Genomic DNA, 22,751 nt, shown 5'->3' on the forward strand with positions numbered 1-22,751 from the left:
TCATTCCAAGATGGCTTCACCCCATTAATTGCACAGAGAGGAAGAACAACATGTCTACTTTATTGTATATTACTGCCCATCCTCATGATCATGAAACCTCCTTTAGCATGGCTACAGGTAAAGCATTCATTGACGCGTATCGTGAAAGTCACCCTTCTGATGAGGTTGTTCACCTCGATCTGTATCGCTCGGATATCCCCCATATCGATGCGGATGTCTTCAGTGGATGGGGCAAACTGCAATCGGGCAGTAATCTGACTGCCGAAGAGCAGACCAAAGTAAGCCGTTTGAATGAACTGTCAGATCAATTTGCTGCAGCAGATAAATATGTTTTTGTAACACCGATGTGGAACTTCTCATTCCCCCCTATTCTGAAGGCTTATGTGGATTCCATCTGCGTAGCTGGCAAAACTTTTCGTTATACCGAACAAGGTCCTGTTGGACTGCTGACTGACAAAAAAGCGCTGCATATTCAGGCCCGCGGCGGCATTTATTCCGAAGGCCCAGCGGCTGAGATGGAATCCGGTCATCGTTACCTGAGCATTATTATGTCTTTTCTCGGCGTGCCTAAGCTTGATGGCATTTTTGTAGAGGGGCATAATCAATATAAAGATCGTGCAGATGAGATCAAGCAACAGGCTATAGAGCAAGCACGCACTTTCGCGAAACAGTTCTAAGAGAGGTAGTTCAAAAAGTTGAACAACACTCAAAACGTAAACAAAACCCGCGTGCGACCTAGGGGATAATCCCAGGAAACACGCGGGTTTTCAATGTATAATCAACCTAGAGCTTATTGATGTCCAGCGCTGGCACGGCTCATGGTTTCAAGTTTACGTGTGATCGCATGACGGTCTACTTTCAATCCCCAGATCATTTCAATAATCTGCTCTTTCTCTTCTGGATTGTCGGCATGTTTCAGTTGCATTAACAGATCATGCATCTGTTCATTAATGCCTTCAAATTGACTCCATAAATCCTGTCTTACCTCTGTTGAATCCAGATGATGATTCGCATCGACTTCTTCCTTCAATGCTTGCAGAATAGCATCTTTCCATTCGTCATCACCTAGCTGTTTCGCTATGTTCAGGAGATCCAGATAATCGTCAACAAGAAGTGAGTTCAATTCAGCATGTGTTTTCATCGTTTATTGCATCCCCTTTTCGTCTATTTACCAAGTATTATACTCGGTATTTCAGGAGATGCAAGACCTGTCGGAAAAAGTTGATTTATGTAGCCTGTCCCTTCAACTTATGGACAAGCAAATTACACAAGACAAAACCGATCAAAACATACACACCAATCATGCCCACAATGCCTATCCATCCCAGATGGCTGTAAAGTAATCCGCCCCCAGTTCCACTCACGCTTGAACCAAAGTAGTAGAAAAATAAATACAACGCATTGGCCTGGGATTTGTGCTGATTGGCCACGAGGCCAACCCAGCTGCTTGCGATGGAGTGGCCGCCGAAGAAACCGAAGGCAAACAGGGCGAGTCCGATAATTTTGACCCAAAGCGCTGGATGAAGGGTACAGACTGCACCAGCCAGAATAATGCCCAGCGCGATTCCAAGCACATGTGATCTGCCGTACCGATCTGCCAGCCTGCCCATCCAGGTGCTGCTAACTGTGCCCATCAGATATACCACAAAAAGACTTCCAACAATGGACTGGCTAAGATGGTAGGGTTCACCCGTTAATTCAAAACCAATATAGTTGAAGAGGGTCACAAAGCTCCCCATCAGGAGAAAACCGAGTCCATACAGGCATAGCAGCCTCGGATTGCGACACTGCGACCACAAAAGAGGGATTGGATTTTTGAATCCGGGTGCAGCTTTGACAAAATGACGGGATGGCGGGATGACAAGCCAAAAAATAACGGCAGCACACAGTCCAAGAATACCAATGAAACCTACAGCGGCGCGCCAACTGAACCAATCTGTCACCACACCGCTGATAAAACGACCGGCCATGCCTCCTATCGAATTCCCGCTGATATATAGCCCCATGGCATATCCAAGACTCGCAGGTTCAATTTCTTCTGACAGATATGTCATGGCTATCGCTGGTAACCCCGCAAGTGCCACCCCTTGGAGAATACGAAGCAGAAGAAGCTCCGTATATCCCGGGCTGAACGCACTTAGCAAAGCAATAACAGAAGATATCACCAGTGCCGCTGTCATAATAAAGCGTCGTCCCACCGAATCAGATAAGGACCCGATGAACAGCATCGTCAGTGCCATGGCGATCGTTGTTACCGATAGCGTAAGACTGGCGTGTGCCGGCGTAATGGAGAATGTATCGCTAATCTCAGGCATCAGGGGCTGGAGGCTGTAGAGCAACGCAAAAGTGACAAAACCTCCGGCGAACAGTGCAAGGCTAATGTTACGAAACGTCTTAGTTCCCTGCTGAATCATGGATGTTCCAACTTTCTCGGTAAGAAAGCTTCTTGGATCGACTGTGTCCTGATCGCCAGTCACTGAAGCCTTCCATTTATCGTTATTTGGTGAACAGTTTCCGTTCCATATGAGTTAGAAACTCATAACCATCTGGAGTTACGACAACTGTATCCTCGATTTGGAAGCCACCAGCACCGAGCTCGTAATAAGGTACCTCGACACATAGCACCATACCGGGCTCCAGTATGCGCTGGTCACCCGGGGAGAGAGTCATATCGTCGTACAGTTCCAAGCCAATGGCATGTCCGACATGCTGGCGTCGGTAATGCGGAATTCCCTCACGCTGTACGCGAGACACCGCCGCATGGAATACTTCTGACGCCTTGACGCCAGGGCGCACCGTTTCAAGTGCCGCCTCCCATCCACTTTTGACCGCATCAAAATGCTTTTTCATCCAAGCGGTAGGCTCACCTGCAACAACCGTGCGTCCCGTATCCCCCCAGTATCCTTCCAGCTGCAGGCAGAGGTCGAAACGGACCTGATCTCCAGTCTCAATCGTATGAAAATAATTTTCGATGAGTGGCAGCGCACTACGTGGGCCTGCCCCTACTGCAGTCATTGCCGGAGTTCCACCTGCTCTCATCACAGCCAGACGATAATGATCGGCAAGTTGCTTCTCATGAACACCTGCTGCAATCAGGTCAATCAGCTCCTGCTCAATCCGTTCATTTAATTGGGCAGCCTGGCACAGTTGCTCGATTTCGAAAGGTGTCTTAACCAGGCGGATTTGTCGGAACAGTTTATATGCGGAAACCACCAGCCTTTCAGGAAGCTCCTCCCTGATTCTAGCCAGAATATCGGGAGCGATCCGCATCTCATCGATTCCAATCGGCTGATCTTCGATCTCAAGCTGTTTTAATGCTGCCTTGAGTGCTTCTAGAGGACCTGGATGAATAACCGTCGTTTGCAGGAGAGAATAGAATAGATCAATGTCTTCAGTAGAGGGTTTGCCTTCAATTGAACCTTCTACGAAGAAATCACTGTAGGCAAATATGTCCACCCCCGTGATACCGAACTGGGCAACAACGCCCAACCGATTCGTTGGAATGATGATACACGGCTTAGCAGATCTGTCGGCAGGTAAAATAGCATAAATCTGCATCGTCCAGTTGCTTGCACGCAGCTGGGACCCGATGACATAGTGAATGTTCTCTGGAGTAGTTGCAATAAGGGCGCTTAGCCCCTGAGCTTTCATCACTTCTTCCGCCCGATCCCGATTCAGACCTGAGCTATGAGATAGATGGTGTGAATTATTCATTTTGATCCAGACCTCCTTTGGTTTTCCTGCGACCAAACAAACTCTCAAGTCCTGGTACAGAGCGCAAAACTAGTTTAATCGTCATAAACAGAGCCAGTGCAAAAGCGATCAACACTACAGACACAACAGCAATTGTTGGGTCCTGCCATTTCTCCATGTACAGGAATAGCTGTATTGGCAACGTGTAGCTGTCCTGACGGAGTAGCAGCAGTGCAGCCTCTACCTGATCGAAAGTGAAGACAAAAGCAATTGACCCTGACAAAAGCAGGGATAGTCGGAGTTGTGGCAGCGTAATTGTGAAAAAGATACGCATCGGCCCTGCGCCAAGGTCCGCGGCAGCTTCCCGGTGAGCCGGGTGCAGATTCGCTAATGCACTGCCCACAAGAGTGAGCACGAATGGAAGTACAATGACTGCTTCACCCAAAATAAGTGCAAACAATCCGCCTGCAATATGCATTTTCGAGAATAAAATTAAATATGCGATACCCAGCGTAATTTTGGGCATAACCATCGGAGATACAAAAAATGCCCTTAAGATGCCAGAACCCGGGAAAGGATACTGCACGATCGCTAGCGCAGCAAGCGTACCCGTAATCAAAGCCAGTAGAACCGCCCCTGTCGAAGCAATGAGGCTGTTCTTGAATGCATCGAGAAACTGGGTCTGTTCACTCAGATTGGCATACCATTTCAGGGTTAGACCTTCTGGCGGGAATTTACTGGCTGAACCGGAGCCTACAGATGTCAACATAATCATCAGCAGCGGCAACAGCAGATAAATCGCTACGGCACCCACAAAGATATAGAGCAGCAGCTTGGTGCCCCTGTTCGACTTAACCATACGCCTGACCTCCCTTACGGGAACGACGGAACATCAACATTTCCGCCCCTTTATTCACAAGCAACGAGACGACAATGGAAGACACAAGCAAGAACAGGCTGGCAACCGCAGCCATCGGCCAGTTCGTGTCCAAGGTACGCTGGTATATAAATACCGGAAGTGTCATGACTCTTCCCCCGCCGATCAGCTGAGGAGTGGTGAATGCGGTGAGGCACAGCGTGAACACAATCTGTACCCCGCTTGCAATGCCTCTTGCCGATAAAGGCAGGGTAATGGTCAGGAACGTTCGCCAGCTGCCCGCCCCCAAATCCTGAGCAGCTGCCTTTAAGGAAGCGTCACTTTGAGAGAGTACATTCAGGATCGGAAAGACCATAAATGGCAGGAAGATATGGACAAGCGCGACAACAACACCGGTCTCGTTGTAGATCATGCTGAATCCTTCATCGGTAAGTCCCAGCCGGATAAACAACCAGTTCATGAAGCCCTGTTTGGACAGCAACAGCTGCCATCCGTAAGAACGCACGACCGCGCTGACCAGTAGCGGAAGAAACGTGAGCAGCAGCAATAATTGCTTCATGCCAGGCTTCTTTAGACCCGCTATGCAATACGCCAGTGGATAGGCAAGCAGTAGACTCCATAGCGTAACCTTGAAGGCAATGCGAAACGTTGTGCCAATCAGCTTCCAATAGTAAGGATCAGACAGAAACGCACGATAGGCCCCCCAATCCCAGCCCCGAATAAGCTTTCCATTCTCATAAATATCGAAGCTATATCTGCCAAAGATCAGCAACCCGCCCAGATACACGATGCCCATCAAAGCAAGTGCAGGCAACAGAAGCAGCAACCGGGCTACCCATGTTCGGTTTCCAAAGGAATACAGATTCACGATCCGTTCCGCGATCCGGCTCATATTCCTGCCCCCTGTACACGATCATGCATGGGTTCGGATAACAAGAGCGCGTCCTCCGGGTCAAAGCCAATTTCTATTGGCTCACCTGGACTATAACGTGAGGCTCCCCGCTGATGCAGCACACTGGCCTGAACTAGAAAACCTTCAGCAATCTGCACACTGTATCGAATATTTGCTCCGCCATACACCGCTTCAATCACGTGTCCATCCAGCTGGTTCACGCAATGAGTTGCATCTGCTCCGAGTCGAATATACTCATTGCGGATCGATAAGGAATGTCGTGCTCCCGCTTTCGGTACGGCATTGCCATCACTGACTTTCACCAGCAATGGCTTGCCAAAGCAATCCACCCGAATTCCATTCACATCATGCCCCAACACTTCCGTCTCAAAGAGGTTGGTATCTCCAATAAACTTGGCCACGAAGCTATCGGCCGGCCTCTCATAGATTTCATCAGGGGTTGCGTATTGCAGTAGCTTTCCGGCGCGCATAACGCCAATTCGGTCAGACATATTCATGGCTTCGCTCTGATCATGCGTTACAAAGATAAACGTTCCGCCGAACTCGCGCTGTATGCGTTTCAGTTCACGCTGCATATCGAGACGCAGTTGCATGTCCAATGCCGAGAGAGGTTCGTCAAGCAGCAGCACTTCGGGTCTGTTGATTAGTGCGCGAGCAATGGCGACACGTTGGGCCTGCCCTCCGGACAGCTCGGATACCGCACGCCTGCCATAGTCTCCGAGCTGGACCAGATCAAGCATTTCACCTACCTGCCGTTTGATATCGGCTTTTGGTAACTTCTTCACCTTTAGCCCATAGGCAATGTTGTTGAATACATCCATATGAGGGAACAGCGCAAGCTGCTGAAAAATCATATTGCTATTGCGTCCATAGGCCGGAATGCCGGTAACATCCCGACCTCCCAACATAATGGTACCCTGATCCGGTTGTTCAAGTCCGCCAAGCATGCGCAGCAGTGTTGTTTTGCCACAGCCACTCGGACCAAGCAAGGAAACGAATTCTCCCTTTTTCACTTGGAGTGTTACTTGATCAACGGCGGCTCGCTCACCATATGTCTTCGTGACTTTCCTTGTTTCAATGGATATGGTCTCTTGTCCGCTGCTCATCTCTGATTCCCTCCCATCCATTCCGGGTTCAGAGCAGAACCCGGAATTATTGTCTGCCTGTCAACAATCCTTTTATTGAAGCTTTGTTTTCACGAGACGGTCCCATAGTTCTTTCCAGGAAGAGCTGTTCTGTGCAAGCACATCCCAGTCTGGATTAATGCCGTTACTTTGCGTTTCCACGGAGAAAGAAGGATCATCCTTGTACTTGTCCGGAATTGCAGCTGTCGTACTGGTTACTGGCGTACCCGTTGCTTCTGCATATTGTGACAACGCCTCTGCGCTCAACAATTCGTTGATAATCTCATTTGCAACACGTGCCTGCTCAGGTGTTGAGCCCTTCACGACCTGAAGTGTGTACGGGAAGGAGATCGCACCTTCACTCGGATACGCTACGGCAAGTGGAGAACCGCCATCAATCCATGTCTGTGCAACCTGTGCACTGAATGGGGCAATGAGAGCATCACCTGACTCCAGCAGTGCCTTCAGCTGATCATTGGATGAAACCAATGTGCCAATCTGGTCACTACGATCTGCCCAGAACTGGAAGGCTGGCTCGGGATTTTCATAGGATGCACCAATCTCTTGACCTTTGGTAGCAATAAGTGGGGAGATATAGGAATAGAACATGTAGTCCCAGAGCGCAGTTTTTCCTTTGAACTCTTCGTTATCCCATAAATCGTTCCAGCTGGTAGGTGGCGTTTTCACAAGGTCTTTGTTATACACTAAGGCGAAGCTCGAAACGCCCCAGACCACACCTTTATTGTCTGGCTTGTGGAAGGACTCCGGAATATCCTTGATATTGGTCACGATGCTGGTATCCAGCGGCTCCCACATGTCATCATTTAAGCCTTTAGCCGTTGCATCTGCATTGAAGTAACCGAAGTTGACGACCGGATTGTTGGCATCAGCCTGCTTGCCAGCGACCATCTTCGGGTACATTACCGAATTGGAGGATTCCTCAAAGGTGACTTCAACGTTAGGATGTTCTTTCACATACTCGGCGACCACTTCTTTAGGAACGACGTCTTGATTGGAACCCGCCCAGATAAACATGGTCAGCTTAACTTTGTCTCCGCTTGCTCCTGAAGATCCGGTCTCTCCAGCAGTATTACTTGTGCTACCTGTTCCACCGCAGGCGGAAAGCACCAATGTACCGGCCAGTGTCAGTGAGACAAGGCTGAGAAAGCGTTTTTTGTTTGATTTGAACATGCTAATTCCCCCATCCATGTAGTTGGTTATATCGATAAGACAAGAACTAAATAGTCTCCTTACACTTGATCAATGCAAACCTATTTTCTGGCGTAACCCTTCCATAATGTCGGATATCTCCCCTGGATTTACAGACAGGGAATCCTTGTAATTCTCCTCTACAACTCCCATGGTCTGACGCTTCAGGTAGTCTCTCAATGCAAGCGGAGCACTCAGCAATGCATGATTCAGTGATACCTGCATCTCATCGCTCCATATGGCTTCAAATTGCTCCCGTGCTTTGCCATATGCGAATTCCTCCTGCTGACGTGGTCGCTTGGCGCGCAATTGTTCGGTATCGCTCTCGTTCAGCTCCAGGCCGTCAATCACAACACCGTATAACTCAAGGGCTTTCTCAGTGGATACCAGCCCACTTCTTACATCCTCCAGAACCAGACGTGAATCACGCTCAAATGGATCGCCATATCCGCCTCCACCTTGTGAAAGAAATGTAACCGTTTCTCCAGGCTGAAGTAACAACTCATCAATTCTTCCCAGATGATCCTCACTTGCACGTCCAGCATTGAGAATCGCTTCTCCATGTGAACCTACGCCGCCGCCGAGCCTACCCCAGGGCTGAAATTCCATCCGTTCCATGTTTCTGGCCGTCATCACAGTATCAGGTGTTAGAATTCTGACGCACAGGTCAATTCCGCTTCCACCGCGGAAGGTTCCCGCACCTGCCGAATCGGCACGAAGACCATAATGCTCAATCAACACAGGCATCTCCGATTCCACCGTTTCCGCAGGGATATTCCGAAGATGACCAACGGCAAAATCCATGCCATCAATTCCGTCTTTCATCGGCCTTGCTCCCGAACCTCCGCAGATCGGCTGAATCACGCCCACCTTTTTCTTGCCATCGGATGCATCTGTCATCGCCATCATGACGATGCAGGCTTGTCCAGCTCCTGCCGCGGGAACCTTGCTGGCCTGAGCTTTCCCCAAAGCACCCGTGATGACGTCCATCAGCCGGATAAAGGTCGCAGCACGTGCCCCAACAGCTGCCATCGGCTCCGGGTTGAGTACGGAAGCAGGTGGCGCGTAATTTCGCACCATACGAATCATGCCCGAATTCCATGGAATCGTCGGATCGAGCGTACGGAAATAACGAATGAGTGCGGGCACAAGCATGTAATGCCCCTGTTGGTTGTGGGTAGGAATGTTGAATGAAGCCCTTACCTGAGGATCGGTGCCACTAAAGTCCAGATGAATGTCACTGCCTGCAATCGTCATTCTGCAGCGCAACCGGATAGGATATCCTCCTGGGCCTTTCTCCAGGTAGTCCCAGAAGTCATATGAACCGTCCGGAATATCCTGCACAATGGCACGAGCCTTCAGCTCGGCGTATTCCAGCAAATGTTCGATGCCCTGCTCGATTTTCTCCACGCCATATCGTGCAATGAGTTCCCCAAGCCGCTGCTCTCCCCGATTCAACGCAGCCATAAGCGCTTTGAGATCACCGAGATTTTGCTCCGGAATTCGGCTGTTGTCCATAAACATGCGCAGGATCTGCTCGTTCAGAACACCGGCTTCATACAGCTTGACTGGTGCAATCCGAATGCCTTCCATATGAATATCGTAGGCGCTGGGAGATACGCTCCCCGGTACCTTGCCGCCCACATCGGATGAATGGACAAAGCACATGCCGTAAGCGATGATTCGCCCTTCGTGAAAATAAGGCTTGATGAGATGAATGTCTGGAAGGTGTGTGACCATGCCTTTGGTGGAATAAGGATCATTGCATATGACGAGATCCCCTTCTTTCCAGTCTTCTATACTGTTAATGGTCGCAGCAGCAGGGATGCCCAGGGACAGATTGTAACCCGTCTCCAGCGGCGACCCGAACGTTTCCCCGGATGGAGATAAGAGATATGTTCCAAAATCACCTGTTTCTTTGACAAAAGCGGTGAATCCTGTCCGCAAAACGACATTCGCCATTTCTTCCACGGCAGCCTGAATCCGGTTGTTGAAAATCTCAAGAAAGACTTTGTCGCCGATCATGCTTCCACCTCCCCAATCACGTTCCCGTGCACATCCCGGTATACCTTATATCCAGGCGGGATAAAGATCGTTGTATCATATTCCTCCACAATAATGGGCCCAGGAATGGGGGCATCCACCGATGGAATCTGTCCCCTTTTCAGTACTTTGGCAATCTGCTGTACATGGTCAAAAGTAATGATCCGTTCTTCCGTTTCACTCTCATCGAATGGCAAATTTGCCGAAACTGCCGTGTTATGGGTAGGCAAAACACCAACAATGGTCGCTCGAAGACTTACAAACATAACCTCTGCCTCTGGCTGACTAATGCCAAACACATTTTGGTAAGACGTATGGAATTTAATCCCTGCCTTTTGGGGATATTCAATTTCTTCCAATGTCAGCGTGACCTCTAGATCAAAGGCCTGACCTTCATATCGCATATCCGCACTGTATAGGCAATAAATATGATCCAGTTGGACACCACCACGGGCTTCCTCATCGACCCAGCTACGTCCCTGGTTTTCCAGCTTAGTGAAAAGAGAGCTTAACTCCCCGGGCTCCAGAGTCTGGGTGCTTTTGTGTAACGTATGAACGAAATCATTGCGAAGATTGGAAACCGTGCAACCCATGGCACACAGTGTTCCAGGAGATGGCGGGATCAGCACCCTGCCGATACCTACCTCACGTGCCATCAGAAAAGCATGCATCGGACCAGCTCCACCATATGCAAGCAACGTAAAATCGCGAGGATCAACACCCTTGCGGGCCATCAGAGGGGAAAACTGGGCATACATATTGGCGGTTGCTACATCGAGAATGGCTTGCGCAGTCTGTTCGGCATTCAGCCCAAGCTTCTCTCCCAGATTGGAAAGAGTACGCTCTGCAAGTTCGGGATACAGACGCATTTGTCCGCCAAGGAAACGGTCAGCATGCAGGATACCGAGCTGCAGATAGGCATCGGTGGTTGTCGGCTCTTCTCCCCCGCGCTGATAGCAGGCCGGACCGGGATTGGCTCCCGCGCTGCGCGGTCCAACTTTGAGTACGCCTACGGAATCAAGCCATGCAATTGAACCACCACCAGCTCCAATCGCTGTTACATCAACAGCAGGAATGATGACAGGAAAATCTCCAACTTTGTTCTCGGATGAATAGGCAGGTTCTTTGTCAATTAGGGCGACATCAACGCTTGTCCCGCCCATGTCGAATGTGATGACCTGATGAATGCCAGCTCGTTCAGCGATATGGGTCGCGGCAATTACACCGGAAGCAGGTCCGGAGAGGAGCGTGCGTACCGGCTCATTAGCCGCTCTGGCAGCCGTCATAATTCCACCGTTGGACATGGTCGACAGCAAGTTGGCTTTGAGACCATACGCCTGAATCCCTTCTTGCAGACGCAGGAAGTAAGATCCCATTCGTTCACCTACATAAGCATTCATGGCCGTTGCGAGTGTTCGTTCGAACTCACGCTGTTGTGGCCAGATGGCGCTGCTTCGGCAGATGAACAGTTGCGGATAACGTTCCCTGATCAGATCTTCCGCAAGCTTTTCATGAACAGGATTCACATAAGCATGTAAGAAACTGATTGCCAAAGCGGTAACGCCATCCTCCACCAGCTCATCCACCGCTTGCAACAGCTGTTCCGGATTCAGTGGCTGGAGTATTCCCCCGCTCGCAATGACCCGTTCATCCACTTCCTTCACACGATGTCTCGGTACCAACGCATCGGTCTTGTCACCATACAGATTGGTGGTATCCTCAAGTCGCAACCGGCGGATTTCAAGAATGTCACGGAATCCTTTGGTCACCAGCAGACCTGTGACCGCACCATTACGTTCGATTAACGTGTTTACGCCGAGCGTGGTTCCATGAACAAACAGATCAATCTCACGAATGTTCACGCCACTCGCCTTGAGCTGATCCAGTGCGTTAAAAATTGCCTGTTCCGGAGCTGCTGCAATCGATGGCGTCTTCAGCGCCGCAATCACCCTGCCCTGATGATCCATCACCAGCGCATCGGTGAAAGTACCTCCGATATCTATGCCTAAACGGTAGATTGTGTCCACAAGCTCAACTCCTTTATCACCGGGTCTCATTCTAAAGAATGTTATTGGTTTTGCATGGTGAAATAACGTTTGACATCATCGATCATTTGATTGATATGATTCACCATTGCCGCTTCAGCTCGCTCCGGAGAGCCCGCTACTATAGCATCCAGAATCTGCTGATGATCCACAACTAATTCACTTCCTACTCTCCGACGAATATACGCGGTCTCCAGAAAATCACGACTTGTCTCCCACACCAGTTCAACCGCATGCAGAAGAATTTGGTTTTGCGCGGCATAAGCTAGCAATCTGTGAAACTCCCGGTCCTCCTCGTATGGTATAATATTCTTGGAAAGCAATTCATGCTGGTTCGTAATCGATGCTTGCAACAGTACTATGTATTCTTTCGAGGCACGCTGTGCTGCGAGGGAAGCGATCTCCCGTTCAAGAGCCCTTCTGGCAACAAGAACATCTAACAGAGCCTTTTCCCCAGAATGGTTCAGCATTTGAATTAGCTGTGAATTCACGCTTTTTTGCTGCAAATCTCTTTCCAACGTCTTGATTCGCTCCTGTCCCTGTTCGGTCAAGGTTCTTCCCTTGCGACCCTCCAGGACCGTAAAACCTTCAACATCCATCTCCATAAGCCTTCTTCCGATGGTTGCCTGACTCAGACCATACGTTTTGCCCAAAGTATGAACCAACGTACTGGCCCCGATGGGAGCGCTCGCGTCTCGAAGCTGCTTCAGCAGTTCGTATTCCAACTCCATTTCGTTTAACTCAGGACCCACTACATATCCCCCCTCTTAGTTACATGATTATTATTTAATCGACTTTCTCGTAGTTGTTACTCATTGATGATTAACGATAGTATAACTTCAAAACATCACAATTTCAATAATTCTCATCAAATTAGTGCGAATTATTTTATCCAGCTATATTCTGTGCCTTTCTCATTCAAAATTTAAATAAAAAAAGAGCATTTCACATCCTTTATTCCAGCGTTTATCTGGAGGATGCAATCTGCCCTTAACATAGCAATCTTATAAAATCACTAATACAATCACTTATGAACAAATAAGGTATCAGGACTTGAGTTGTTGAAGTAGCTGCACACGGTAAGCTTCACTTTCAAGAGATTGGATTTCCTTATATTCTTCCGCAGTAAGCACCTTGGGTTCCCCGGCTGCCTTTGCAATCATATATACCTTCGCACTTTCTTCCACCACCTGGGTGCGATAATAGGCTTCGCGGAGGTTTTTACCCGTTGTGACCAATCCGTGATTGACGAGAATGAGTGCCGTATGTTCTTCTACCTTTGCTGAGACTGCATCGGCAAGTAGTTTCGTCGTTGGCAGAACATATGGAACGAACCCGATATCACCCACCAGTGCCGACTGATCAGGGAACAAGTGTGGCAATTCATTGAAAACGAGACTGAGTGCGATCGTATATGCTGGATGCGTATGCACAACGGCTTGGATATCAGAATTCACACGGTAGCTGTACAGATGCATCAATACTTCGGAAGAAGGGCGTGTTGCTCCGGTACAAGTTTCCCCTGTCTCGATATCAATAGCGATCCATTCGTCAGGCTCCAGATCCTCAAGTGCATAACCACTCGGAGACAATAACATCGTTCCTCCAGAGCGAGCGCTCAGATTCCCACCAGGTCCGACCACCAGACCTTGAGCAACGGCTCTCCGGGCATATTTCGTCAACTCTTCCCTTACTTGCTGTTCAGACATGTTTGCTCCACTCCTCATCCTTTTCTTTTTAGCATTTTGCGTTAATGCTCATTGCATTGAATCTGTTCATTACCTTTTGATTTGATTCAGACTTTGGTAGTTTTCATATGCTTCCTGCCACAGATCTGTATCCTCAGGCTCATAGGTCTCAGGGGAAAAGGAAGCAGCCATGACCTCCCGTACCTCGGCCAAGCTACTCACTTCTCCATGCGCAAGGAATTGCAGCATGCAATTCCCGGCTGAAGTCGCCTCTGCCGGGCCTGCCACCACCGGGACACCGGCTGCATTGGCTGTAAACTGGCATAGTAGTCGATTGTGCACACCGCCCCCAACCATATGAATCACACCAGGTCTTGTACCTGTGATCAACTGGAATTCATCCAGTGTCTGCCTGAATTCCAGTGCAAGACTTTCCAGAATGCAGCGCACAATTGCTCCAGTCGTTTCGGGCACAGTCTGTCCGCTGGCACTGCATTGTTGCCGTATTCGTTCAGCCATATTTCCTGGCGCCAAATACACACCATCTCCCGGCGATACGTAACATTGATGCGGCGTTGCCAAGGTAGCCAGCTGGACCAATTCTTCGTGCGAAAAGAGTCGATTCTCTCGCTCCCACTGCCGTTTGCATTCCTGTAGCAGCCACAGGCCTGAACGATTTTTCAGGGTGCGTACTTTGCCATTCACAGTCCCTTCATTGGTGAATCCCAATGCACGACTTCGGTCATCCAATACAGGTGTATCACGCTCCACACCCATCAGAGACCAGGTTCCACAGCTGATAAAAGCGAAATCCGAATCCATCGCAGGAATCGCTGCCAAGGCAGATGCCGTATCATGTGAGCCCACAGAGACTACCTGCATCGGTCCAGTCCGTAACTCGGCGCACAACTCATTCGTTAAACCGCCCAGCACGGTACCGGGTTGAACGAGCCTTGGAAATAATGTTTCCGGTATACCGAGACGCCCGATTAGAGGTTCATTCCAACGCGCCTCGCCTGCATGCAACAGCCCGCTGGTACTGGCAATCGTATACTCACAAGCCTGCTGACCGGATAGATAATAGTGAAATAAATCCGGCATAAATAACATTCGCACATCCGGACGCAAACCTTCGGCATGCTCTCGTACACTGCCTAGCAGTTGAAATACTGTATTGATCTGCTGCGGCAGAACGCCAGACATGGAGTACAGTTCTTCTTCGTTCACCATGTGCAGAACTTCTTCCATCCACTGTGCATTGCGTACTTCCCGATAATGACGTGGGTTCGAGTATAATCTTCCCGCACCATCCACCAGTCCATAGTCCACTCCCCACGTATCCACTGCTATAGAACGGACCGATGGAGAGATGCCTTGCGTCCCTTTCACAATGCCTTGTTTTAATTCATGAAAAAGTCGCAAGAAATCCCAATACAATCCATCCCCCAGCTGCACGGGTTCGTTGTTAAATCGATGCACTTCTTGTAACGAGAGTCTTCTTCCATCAAAAGAACCCCGGACTACGCGTCCACTACCGGCGCCGTAATCAGCAGCAAGCACATGTGTTGCTTGATTGCCCATTCTTTCAAGCCTCCTTAACTCTGCGCGATAAGCCGTATTCGAGTTCTGAACACAGCTTTCAAGAGAACGCCATGTTACCTCATTTCACAAGGAACATGGCGTTTGACAGGAATGGAACTTTATTTCAACGATACAACGGACCAAATACACTGCAAGCACGGTAGTCTGCGCTCTCCGGCTCACTTGTGCCGAATAATCCCCATGCACGCGGACGGAAAATCTCCGATTCTGGGACATTATGCATATTCACCGGAATGCGAAGCATGGAAGCCAGCGTAATCAGATCAGCACCGATGTGTCCATACGAGATGGAGCCATGATTGGCGCCCCATTGATTCATGACTTCGTATACGGAAGTAAACGCTCCCGATCCGGTTAGAACAGGTGCAAACCAGGTGGATGGCCAGGTTGGATCTGTCCGCTGATCCAGCGTATCATGCACATCTTCAGGCAGATCGACCGTGTAACCCTGAGCGATTTGCAGCACTGGTCCCAGTCCTTTGACCAGATTCAGACGTGTCATCGTTACAGGCATGCCGCCTTTGGTCAGGAAATCCGCTGAATAGCCGCCCCCGCGGAAATACTCTACGGATGCAGGTCTCCACGATGTTGCTTTCAGACATTCCTGAACTTCCTCATCTGTAATTTCCCAGAAAGGCTTGAGTACAGGCTTGCCATCTCTGGACTGTTGTCCAGTGCCATCCAAGGCTGCAGAACCGGAGTTGATCAGATGCAGAATGCCGCCCTTCGCAGTTCCTTCCAACTGATGTCCCGTCACACGCTGTACCGAATCCGGACTCCAATACGTACGCACATCAGCGAAGATCTGAGCCGTATGTGTGAGCAACGAACCGAATAACATCGATACACCGTTCAGGCTATCATTCTCCGTTGCAACCAGATAAGGCGCACGTTTGCCGTTCCAGTCAAAGGAAGAATTCAATATCGACTCGAGAAAATCTCCATTAGGAGAATGATCCGTCCACTGCCGTTGTCCCTGGAAGCCGGATACAATCGCATGGTGGCCCATCGATTCCTCTGTAAAACCAAGCTCAGCCAATCTTGGGTTACCTGCCATGAGGTCACGTACAATTTGGGTCATTTTCACAACGGTTTCCCATTCGTATTCTTTGCGTTTGCGATCTGTTTGCAGATGGGCAGCGTTGTTGTCTGGACCTTCGCTACAGTTCTCCTTCACCCAGGCCAGTGCGAGCTTATACTCCTCGGGGTCATAGATTTCTTCTTCAATACGACGAGTGAGTTCACTCATATCCACGTATTCATTACGCATGCCCAGATACTCCTGGAAAAATGAATCGTTCACAATCGAACCTGCAATCCCCATGGATACCGATCCAATAGACAGATAGGCTTGCCCTTTCAAGGTCGCGGCTGCAAGACCCGCACGGCTGAACCGGAGCAATTTCTCACGCACGTCATTGGGAATCGTAGTATCTCCGCCGTCCTGCACATCCTCTCCATAGATCCCAAAGGCCGGGATTCCCTTCTGTGCATGGGCAGAGAGTACCGCTGCCAGATACACTGCACCCGGACGTTCAGTCCCGTTAAAACCCCAGATTGCAGTAGGAATGGACGGCGACATGTCCATCGTTTCCGTACCATAACACCAGCATGGTGTCACGGTGATCGTTACGCCAACGTTCGAACGGCTGAACAGTTCTGCTGCTGCGGCCGCTTCGGCCACTCCGCCAATGCAGGTCTCAGCAACAACACACTCCACCGCGGACCCGTCAGGATAACGTATTTCTGCTGCAAGCAGCTCAGCAACGGATGTCGCCATCCGCATCGTTTGCTCTTCCAGTGACTCCCGAACACCTTTGCGTCTTCCATCAATCGTGGGACGAATACCAATCTTGGGGAAAGCCTGCTTATAACGATAATCCTGATGTGTCATACTAGAGCGTCCTCCTTCAATTCGTTTCATAGAATTTGGGTTGAATTGAGAAACCTTCTGTCTGATCCATGTGCAGTGATTGGAATAAGATAATGACGGAGATATAACCGATACCCGAGTTGCACGCAAGAATTACATACACAGATTATCAACAGCCTCAATTAATATTGAATGCGTTTACATATTTTAAAAAATAGCAATAAACCCTTTCAGCAATCAGCCTTGTATGTAGTTCCTCTATTCAAGAAAATGGAACGTGCATGAGCGAATTTAACGAAATGGTTTATGTAGTAAAGACGTTCAGAACCCATTAGGGTTATCGGTAACCCTAACATAGCACGAGCCTATCTTGCTGTCAATTGGCATTATCCTATAGAATGGTAAGACTATGTTGCGGAAAGGTTAGATTCTAATGATTACCATTTACGATATTGCCAAAAAAGCCAACGTCTCCGCCATGACGGTCTCCAAGGTCATTAATCATACAGGCCGCATAAGTTCCGCGACACGCGAACGTGTGCAACAGGTGATCGACGAACTGGGTTACATCCCGAACTCCAATGCACGCAGCCTTGTGCTTCAACGAACCCAGATGCTCTCCCTGCTCATTACAGATATTACCAACCCTTTTTATACAACACTGGCGCGTGGTGCTGAAGACGCAGCCCATCTTCGTGGATACCGTCTTTTATTCGGTAATAGTGACGAGGATTACAATAAGGAAAAGGATTACGTGGATGCGATTCTGTCTACTCGTGTGGATGGTGTACTCTATGCCCCGGCGGGGGATCGTTCTCTTCCTCATCTGAAACAGCTACAGGAACGTCACATTCCATTTGTCTTTCTGGACCGCACCGTACCTGGCATTACGTCAGATATCATTGCTGGAGATAGCCTGGAAGGCGCGATTGAGCTGATCCGATATCTGGTGCAATTGGGGCACCGGCGCATTGCACTGGTCAATGGTTCTTCGGAGGTTTCTACCGCCAGACTGCGGGAGGAAGGTTATGTAGCGGGTTTGCGTGAGGCCGGAGCTGATATCGATCCCGAGCTTGTACTCCGAACCGGGTACCGGGATTTCAGCGATGACGAGGGGCTGGGTCGACTACTCTCTCAACCAGATCAACCAACAGCCATTTTTGCCGCCAACAACATGCTGGCGATTGGAGTCATTCGACTTTTGCGCAAAAGGGGACTGCGTGTGCCAGAAGACATCTCTGTCGTGTGCTTCGACGATCTGGATCTGGCTTCGGCCTTTGATCCTTTCCTGACCGTAGCTGCACAGCCCGCATATGATTTTGGATTTCAGGGAGTACAGATGCTGATTGACCGGATTGAGGGCATGGCTCCTCCCGAAGCCCAAACCGTCATTCTACCGTCAGAACTGCGCATAAGGGCCTCGGCCGCTGCTCCACGTGAGCAAAATTAGAGTTAAGCGCATGAGTTGACTAAATAATATCGTGTAGATGATTAGTCCCACTTATCTAGATTAGGTTCAATTCAGATTTAAAATAATGTAAAACATGAACAGGGTGCACCGGAGATTACGCTCTGGCTGCACCCTGTTTTACATTCATTCGTTGAAAAGATCAGTTTGTTCGAACCGATTGGCCCATCAGGTTTATTTCAGTTCCATCCGAGTCGATATTCTACCGCTCCGACTGTAAAGCGAGGGCGACCTCACGAACGAGTCCCGGGAACCAGTCCATCAGAGCTTCGAATGTATACCCTGCTTGTTCTGCCTTGGTCGTCTCCATCGTCCATGATTGTTCAATCCCGAATGGTGACATGTCCTCTTTCACGGTTTCCGTAAGGATCTGGGACTGCATGCCCGTGACGGTCTCGATCAGATGCATCATGGCTGACAGCGTAATCGCACCCTTGGAAGCCGCATTCACCGGACCGGTGATGGACGAATGTCCAAGCCAAGCGAGAAATCTTGCCGCTTCGGTGGAATTGATGAATCCAATCTCTGCATCCGGATTCGGCATGCCGATCGGTTTTCCTTTTTGCACATGTTCAATATGAAAATGAAGTCTTCTCGTATAATCATCAATCCCGAGTACAATTGGGATGCGCATCGCCACTACCGGGAAATCCGCTTCCTGGAAAAATACAGCCTCCGCAAGCCGTTTGCCTTCTCCGTACGAAAAATCCTCCGCACTCCCATACTGCAATGGATATGTATACGGGTCAAAATCCGTTTCCGCAAATCCCGATTTGGGATCACCGTACACAGACAATGTAGATGTCAGAACGTATCTTTTGGTTCGCCCTGTAAAAGCTTCACATGCTGCTTTCGCCGCGTCAGGTGAATAGCAGATATTGTCGTACACGACATCCCACATGTCTGTCTGCGCAACTTCTGCCAGAGATTCCGGGTCTTCGCGATCCATCTTGATTCGGTTCACTTCAGGTCCGAAGTCAGCTTCCGTTTTACCACGAGTCGCGACTGTGATCTGAGACTTCCCTTCCCACAGCAAGTGATCCACGAGACGTTTACCAAAAAAACGTGTACCCCCAAGTATAAGTACTTTATTCATCCAAAAAACCTCCTATCTTGTTCGATTATGTTTAACAATTTGAAGCATGGTGTGAGCGTTCCGTTGAAATTCATATGCTGTTGGTTCTTCGGATACGGTGCACCCACGCTCTTCGAGTATTAATTTTAAAGCATCCATATGCTTGTAACGATCGCCAGACATATCCACTGTCGGAAAAATGCGAACCTCTCGTTTGGTCACACGCAGCAGCTCCATGACGGTTGCAACATGAAAATCAACATCCAATCGACCCGCATACGTAAACAGGAAATGGGCGGATAACGTCAGATCGAATTGCTCATTGGCAAAGGTAAGCTCCGGCAGCACAGACGCCACATAACGGTCAGGATACATTCTCATATCTACGATGCAATCTGTGATGGCACGAGTTCGTTCTTCCTTTAACCCCTGGATTGACCAAAATTGATCCCACACATATATTCCTCGAAGGTTCTTCCTATGAAAACGATCTGTTTCAGTTCCAAACCTCCAGAATCATTGATCTGCTCATCTCGTCTCAGCTTCCTTTCCGTTCTTGAATCAATCGTTAGGGAACACAAGCCCAATCTGCTTTCGAATCTGATCCATGACCTGCATCGTAACATAAGAGCGTTCATACGTGTTCATGTCAGATTCCTTTTTGCCTTCCTGAACCAGATTCACGAACTCCTCCACTTCATAATACATCGCTGGATGGGTTTGTTCGACTGTGAGCTTCTCCACCGTACCGTCATTGTATCGTATCTCTGCATGTTCCGGTGAACCAATCTTATCTATGATGATACTGCCCAGTTCCCCCATAATTTCGCTTGGTAGATGAGAGTTGGAGATTTTGGAGTATGTAACGACCGCATCCATCCCATCATAGTCCAGAAGCACACTGCCTTGTCCATCCACGCCAGATTCCAGCATCATCGCTTGGGACTGAACCCGGTTAGGTGCACCGAACAATGTAATCAGCGGATAGAGACAATACACACCGAGATCCATTAATGCACCATTAGCGAGTTCAGGCTTGAACGCGTTCAGGACGATCCCCTCTTTATACTTATCGTACCGCGAAGAATATTGAGAGTATCCTGCTACGTATTTGCGGACAGGACCAATTTTATGCAGGCTCTTCTGCACCATTTTGAACTGGGGAACAAGGGTCGATTTCATCGCTTCCATGAGCAGAACCTCGTGTTCTCGTGCTGTATCGATCATGCTCCGAACTTCGGCGCTATTTGCAGCCAGAGGTTTCTCGCACAATACATGTTTACCGTTTCTCAGAAAAAGCTCAGCCTGCTCCGCATGAACCGTATTTGGTGTTGCGATGTAGACTGCATCGATCACATCACTTGCCGCCAACTCTTCCAGATCAGTGAAACGATGTTCAACCTCATATTTATCTGCAAATGCATTAGCCTTATCCTCAGTTCTTGAATACACAGCGGTCAATTTGAATCCTTCAACCTGTGCTGCGGCTTCCAGAAGCTTTTCCGTAATCCAGTTGGTACCCACTACGCCAAAACGAACCATCCTACCTACCTCTTTCATCTATAAATTTCATTTGAGTTCTAACCTGTATACCATCTTGTATATTGTAGCTCATATTTCGTTCAGATTGAAGGAAGGCGCCATATCCCCAAATATTGATATCTTGCTTTTTAAGTTAAAACTTCGTCAATCCCTTCGAATCAAGGGTATAATTAGAGGTGAGGTGATCACCGTGGAAAGTCGAGATCAAGATTGCATACTGCCCGAATCTATAGATGAAAAATACTGGCATGCCATCATCCATAACGATAGTTCTTATGATGGAACGTTCTTTTACGGCGTGCAGACAACGGGTATTTTCTGTCGACCTTCCTGTAAGTCCAGAGCACCCAAAGTTGAGAATGTCCTAATATTTCAACATGCTGAAGAAGCGTTAGCACGAAAGTTCAGACCCTGCAAACGTTGCAAGCCAACCGGCGAGCGCGTACCTGATCAGGAGTGGATATATGGGATCACCGATTACATCGAACATCATTATGCCGAGCCTCTAACCCTGGATGTTCTTGCCACAGTAAGTCATGGCAGTCCTTATCATCTGCATCGTGTGTTTAAGCGGGTAACAGGCCGCACACCGGTTCAATATATTCAGGAAAAACGAATCACCGAAGCCCGGAAATTGCTTGAAAATACAAGACTTAACGTCACCGATATTGGACGCCATGTCGGTATACCCAATTCAGCTTATTTCATTACTGTATTTCGCAAACATACAGGTCTCACACCTGCACACTACCGCGAAAGGCATGAGAACTTATGAAGACGAATCTTACTTACAAAGTACCCAAAACGTTACTAAACAAGGGAACAGGGTTCCTTCATGGCTATACACATACGCTGAATCCCTACACTGGTTGCGCCTTCGGTTGTTCCTATTGTTATGTCAGACAGATGCCTGTCTCCTTATTTCGCAAAGAGGATTGGGGAAGCTGGGTCGATGTGAAACAGGAGGCTTCTAGAATATTCGCCAAAGAATTGCAACGTGCCCTGACGAAAGGTAAAGTCACCATATTCATGTCATCCAGTACTGACCCGTATCAACCCGCCGAGTACAAAGAGCGTATCACGCGTTCATTGCTTGAAACGATGGTACAGTATCCGCCCGATTTTGTAGTAGTTCAAACCCGCAGTCCACTTGTTACCCGGGATATCGATCTGCTACTGCAGTTAGGTGACCGGGTTCGGGTCAGCATGACGGTGGAGACGGACCTGGACGATATGCGCAAGCATTTCAGTCCTTCCGCTCCCCCGATTGCAGGCCGTTTACGTGCACTGGAACAGTTGCGGGATGCCGGAATACCTACACAGGTTGCAATCGCTCCCGTATTACCCAGCAGTGAACAGTTTGCAGCTATCTTGAGACCTCTGGTTCAGCGTGTATGCATTGACGATTATTTCATGGGCGATGGCAGTGAGGGCAAGCGCACCCGTCGACTCGGTATGGAGTCGCTCTATCAGCAAGTGGGGATGGAGCATTGGTATCATCCAGATGCGTATCAGACTGTGGTTCAGCGGATGAAAGACTATTTTGCCGAGAATGAGATATGGATCAGTCAGGCGGGTTTCGAGCCATAAATGGCTATA

Annotated in this window: 20 protein-coding genes; 4 read left to right on the top strand and 16 right to left on the bottom strand. The window is 49.0% G+C overall.

Annotation, left to right across the window (positions count from 1 at the left end; genetic code table 11):
* Nucleotides 1–50 precede the first annotated feature (50 nt).
* Entirely contained in the window at nucleotides 51–677 is a 627-nt protein-coding gene (locus MHI06_RS16445) for an FMN-dependent NADH-azoreductase (protein WP_340398460.1), read from the top strand.
* A 113-nt stretch (nucleotides 678–790) separates the two neighbouring features.
* Here MHI06_RS16445 and MHI06_RS16450 read toward each other — a convergent pair whose 3' ends face one another.
* The 13 genes from MHI06_RS16450 to MHI06_RS16510 form a co-directional block, all read right to left on the bottom strand.
* Entirely contained in the window at nucleotides 791–1,141 is a 351-nt protein-coding gene (locus tag MHI06_RS16450) for a hypothetical protein (RefSeq protein WP_169479181.1), read from the bottom strand.
* An 85-nt stretch (nucleotides 1,142–1,226) separates the two neighbouring features.
* Nucleotides 1,227–2,477, bottom strand: a complete 1,251-nt coding sequence (locus MHI06_RS16455; RefSeq protein WP_340398461.1) for an MFS transporter — start codon at nucleotides 2,475–2,477, stop codon at nucleotides 1,227–1,229.
* Nucleotides 2,478–2,496: 19 nt separating this feature from the next.
* The gene (locus MHI06_RS16460; RefSeq protein ID WP_340398462.1) at nucleotides 2,497–3,714 is read right to left on the bottom strand and encodes a Xaa-Pro peptidase family protein; all 1,218 of its coding nucleotides are present in this window, start codon (nucleotides 3,712–3,714) and stop codon (nucleotides 2,497–2,499) included.
* Complete coding sequence (locus tag MHI06_RS16465) at nucleotides 3,707–4,552, bottom strand: ABC transporter permease (RefSeq protein ID WP_338587094.1); 846 nt, start codon at nucleotides 4,550–4,552, stop codon at nucleotides 3,707–3,709. Before MHI06_RS16465 ends, MHI06_RS16460 begins: the two co-directional genes overlap by 8 nt.
* Complete coding sequence (locus tag MHI06_RS16470; protein ID WP_340398463.1) at nucleotides 4,545–5,462, bottom strand: ABC transporter permease; 918 nt, start codon at nucleotides 5,460–5,462, stop codon at nucleotides 4,545–4,547. The genes MHI06_RS16465 and MHI06_RS16470 overlap by 8 nt, the downstream gene beginning before the upstream one ends.
* Entirely contained in the window at nucleotides 5,459–6,589 is a 1,131-nt protein-coding gene (locus tag MHI06_RS16475; RefSeq protein WP_340398464.1) for an ABC transporter ATP-binding protein, read from the bottom strand. Before MHI06_RS16475 ends, MHI06_RS16470 begins: the two co-directional genes overlap by 4 nt.
* A gap of 72 nt (nucleotides 6,590–6,661) precedes the next feature.
* Nucleotides 6,662–7,798, bottom strand: coding sequence for an extracellular solute-binding protein (locus MHI06_RS16480; RefSeq protein ID WP_340398465.1), 1,137 nt, complete (start codon nucleotides 7,796–7,798; stop codon nucleotides 6,662–6,664).
* A 69-nt stretch (nucleotides 7,799–7,867) separates the two neighbouring features.
* On the bottom strand, nucleotides 7,868–9,841 hold the full coding sequence (locus MHI06_RS16485) for a hydantoinase B/oxoprolinase family protein (RefSeq protein ID WP_340398466.1): 1,974 nt from the start codon (nucleotides 9,839–9,841) through the stop codon (nucleotides 7,868–7,870).
* Nucleotides 9,838–11,886 carry a hydantoinase/oxoprolinase family protein gene (locus tag MHI06_RS16490; RefSeq protein ID WP_340398467.1) on the bottom strand — a complete coding sequence of 683 codons (2,049 nt, stop codon included), beginning with the start codon at nucleotides 11,884–11,886 and terminating at the stop codon, nucleotides 9,838–9,840. The genes MHI06_RS16485 and MHI06_RS16490 overlap by 4 nt, the downstream gene beginning before the upstream one ends.
* 41 nt (nucleotides 11,887–11,927) lie before the next feature.
* Nucleotides 11,928–12,656: an FCD domain-containing protein gene (locus MHI06_RS16495; protein WP_340398468.1), complete on the bottom strand. Its 729-nt coding sequence runs from the start codon at nucleotides 12,654–12,656 to the stop codon at nucleotides 11,928–11,930.
* 294 nt (nucleotides 12,657–12,950) lie between these two features.
* Complete coding sequence (locus tag MHI06_RS16500; protein WP_340398469.1) at nucleotides 12,951–13,613, bottom strand: class II aldolase/adducin family protein; 663 nt, start codon at nucleotides 13,611–13,613, stop codon at nucleotides 12,951–12,953.
* A gap of 69 nt (nucleotides 13,614–13,682) precedes the next feature.
* Nucleotides 13,683–15,173 carry a rhamnulokinase family protein gene (locus MHI06_RS16505; protein WP_340398470.1) on the bottom strand — a complete coding sequence of 497 codons (1,491 nt, stop codon included), beginning with the start codon at nucleotides 15,171–15,173 and terminating at the stop codon, nucleotides 13,683–13,685.
* 124 nt (nucleotides 15,174–15,297) lie between these two features.
* Nucleotides 15,298–17,088, bottom strand: a complete 1,791-nt coding sequence (locus MHI06_RS16510) for an L-fucose isomerase (RefSeq protein WP_340398471.1) — start codon at nucleotides 17,086–17,088, stop codon at nucleotides 15,298–15,300.
* A 412-nt stretch (nucleotides 17,089–17,500) separates the two neighbouring features.
* Between MHI06_RS16510 and MHI06_RS16515 the strand changes: the two genes are divergently transcribed.
* A complete protein-coding gene (locus tag MHI06_RS16515; RefSeq protein ID WP_340398472.1) occupies nucleotides 17,501–18,517 on the top strand; it encodes a LacI family DNA-binding transcriptional regulator in 1,017 nt (338 codons plus the stop codon).
* A gap of 220 nt (nucleotides 18,518–18,737) precedes the next feature.
* Here MHI06_RS16515 and MHI06_RS16520 read toward each other — a convergent pair whose 3' ends face one another.
* The 3 genes from MHI06_RS16520 to MHI06_RS16530 all read right to left on the bottom strand — a co-directional run bounded on the left by MHI06_RS16520 (nucleotide 18,738) and on the right by MHI06_RS16530 (nucleotide 21,152).
* Nucleotides 18,738–19,631 (bottom strand): NAD-dependent epimerase/dehydratase family protein, encoded by an 894-nt coding sequence (locus tag MHI06_RS16520; protein ID WP_340398473.1) that lies wholly within the window; start codon nucleotides 19,629–19,631, stop codon nucleotides 18,738–18,740.
* Nucleotides 19,632–19,643: 12 nt separating this feature from the next.
* The gene (locus tag MHI06_RS16525; RefSeq protein ID WP_340398474.1) at nucleotides 19,644–20,066 is read right to left on the bottom strand and encodes a hypothetical protein; all 423 of its coding nucleotides are present in this window, start codon (nucleotides 20,064–20,066) and stop codon (nucleotides 19,644–19,646) included.
* 105 nt (nucleotides 20,067–20,171) lie between these two features.
* The gene (locus MHI06_RS16530) at nucleotides 20,172–21,152 is read right to left on the bottom strand and encodes a Gfo/Idh/MocA family oxidoreductase (protein ID WP_340398475.1); all 981 of its coding nucleotides are present in this window, start codon (nucleotides 21,150–21,152) and stop codon (nucleotides 20,172–20,174) included.
* Between the two features lie 190 nt (nucleotides 21,153–21,342).
* Between MHI06_RS16530 and MHI06_RS16535 the strand changes: the two genes are divergently transcribed.
* Together MHI06_RS16535 and MHI06_RS16540 are read left to right on the top strand one after the other, a co-directional pair.
* Nucleotides 21,343–21,927 carry a bifunctional transcriptional activator/DNA repair enzyme AdaA gene (locus MHI06_RS16535; RefSeq protein ID WP_340398476.1) on the top strand — a complete coding sequence of 195 codons (585 nt, stop codon included), beginning with the start codon at nucleotides 21,343–21,345 and terminating at the stop codon, nucleotides 21,925–21,927.
* On the top strand, nucleotides 21,924–22,742 hold the full coding sequence (locus MHI06_RS16540; RefSeq protein WP_340398477.1) for a radical SAM protein: 819 nt from the start codon (nucleotides 21,924–21,926) through the stop codon (nucleotides 22,740–22,742). The genes MHI06_RS16535 and MHI06_RS16540 overlap by 4 nt, the downstream gene beginning before the upstream one ends.
* Nucleotides 22,743–22,751: the final 9 nt, after the last annotated feature.

Source organism: Paenibacillus sp. FSL H8-0079 (assembly GCF_037991315.1).
Lineage (GTDB): Bacteria > Bacillota > Bacilli > Paenibacillales > Paenibacillaceae > Paenibacillus.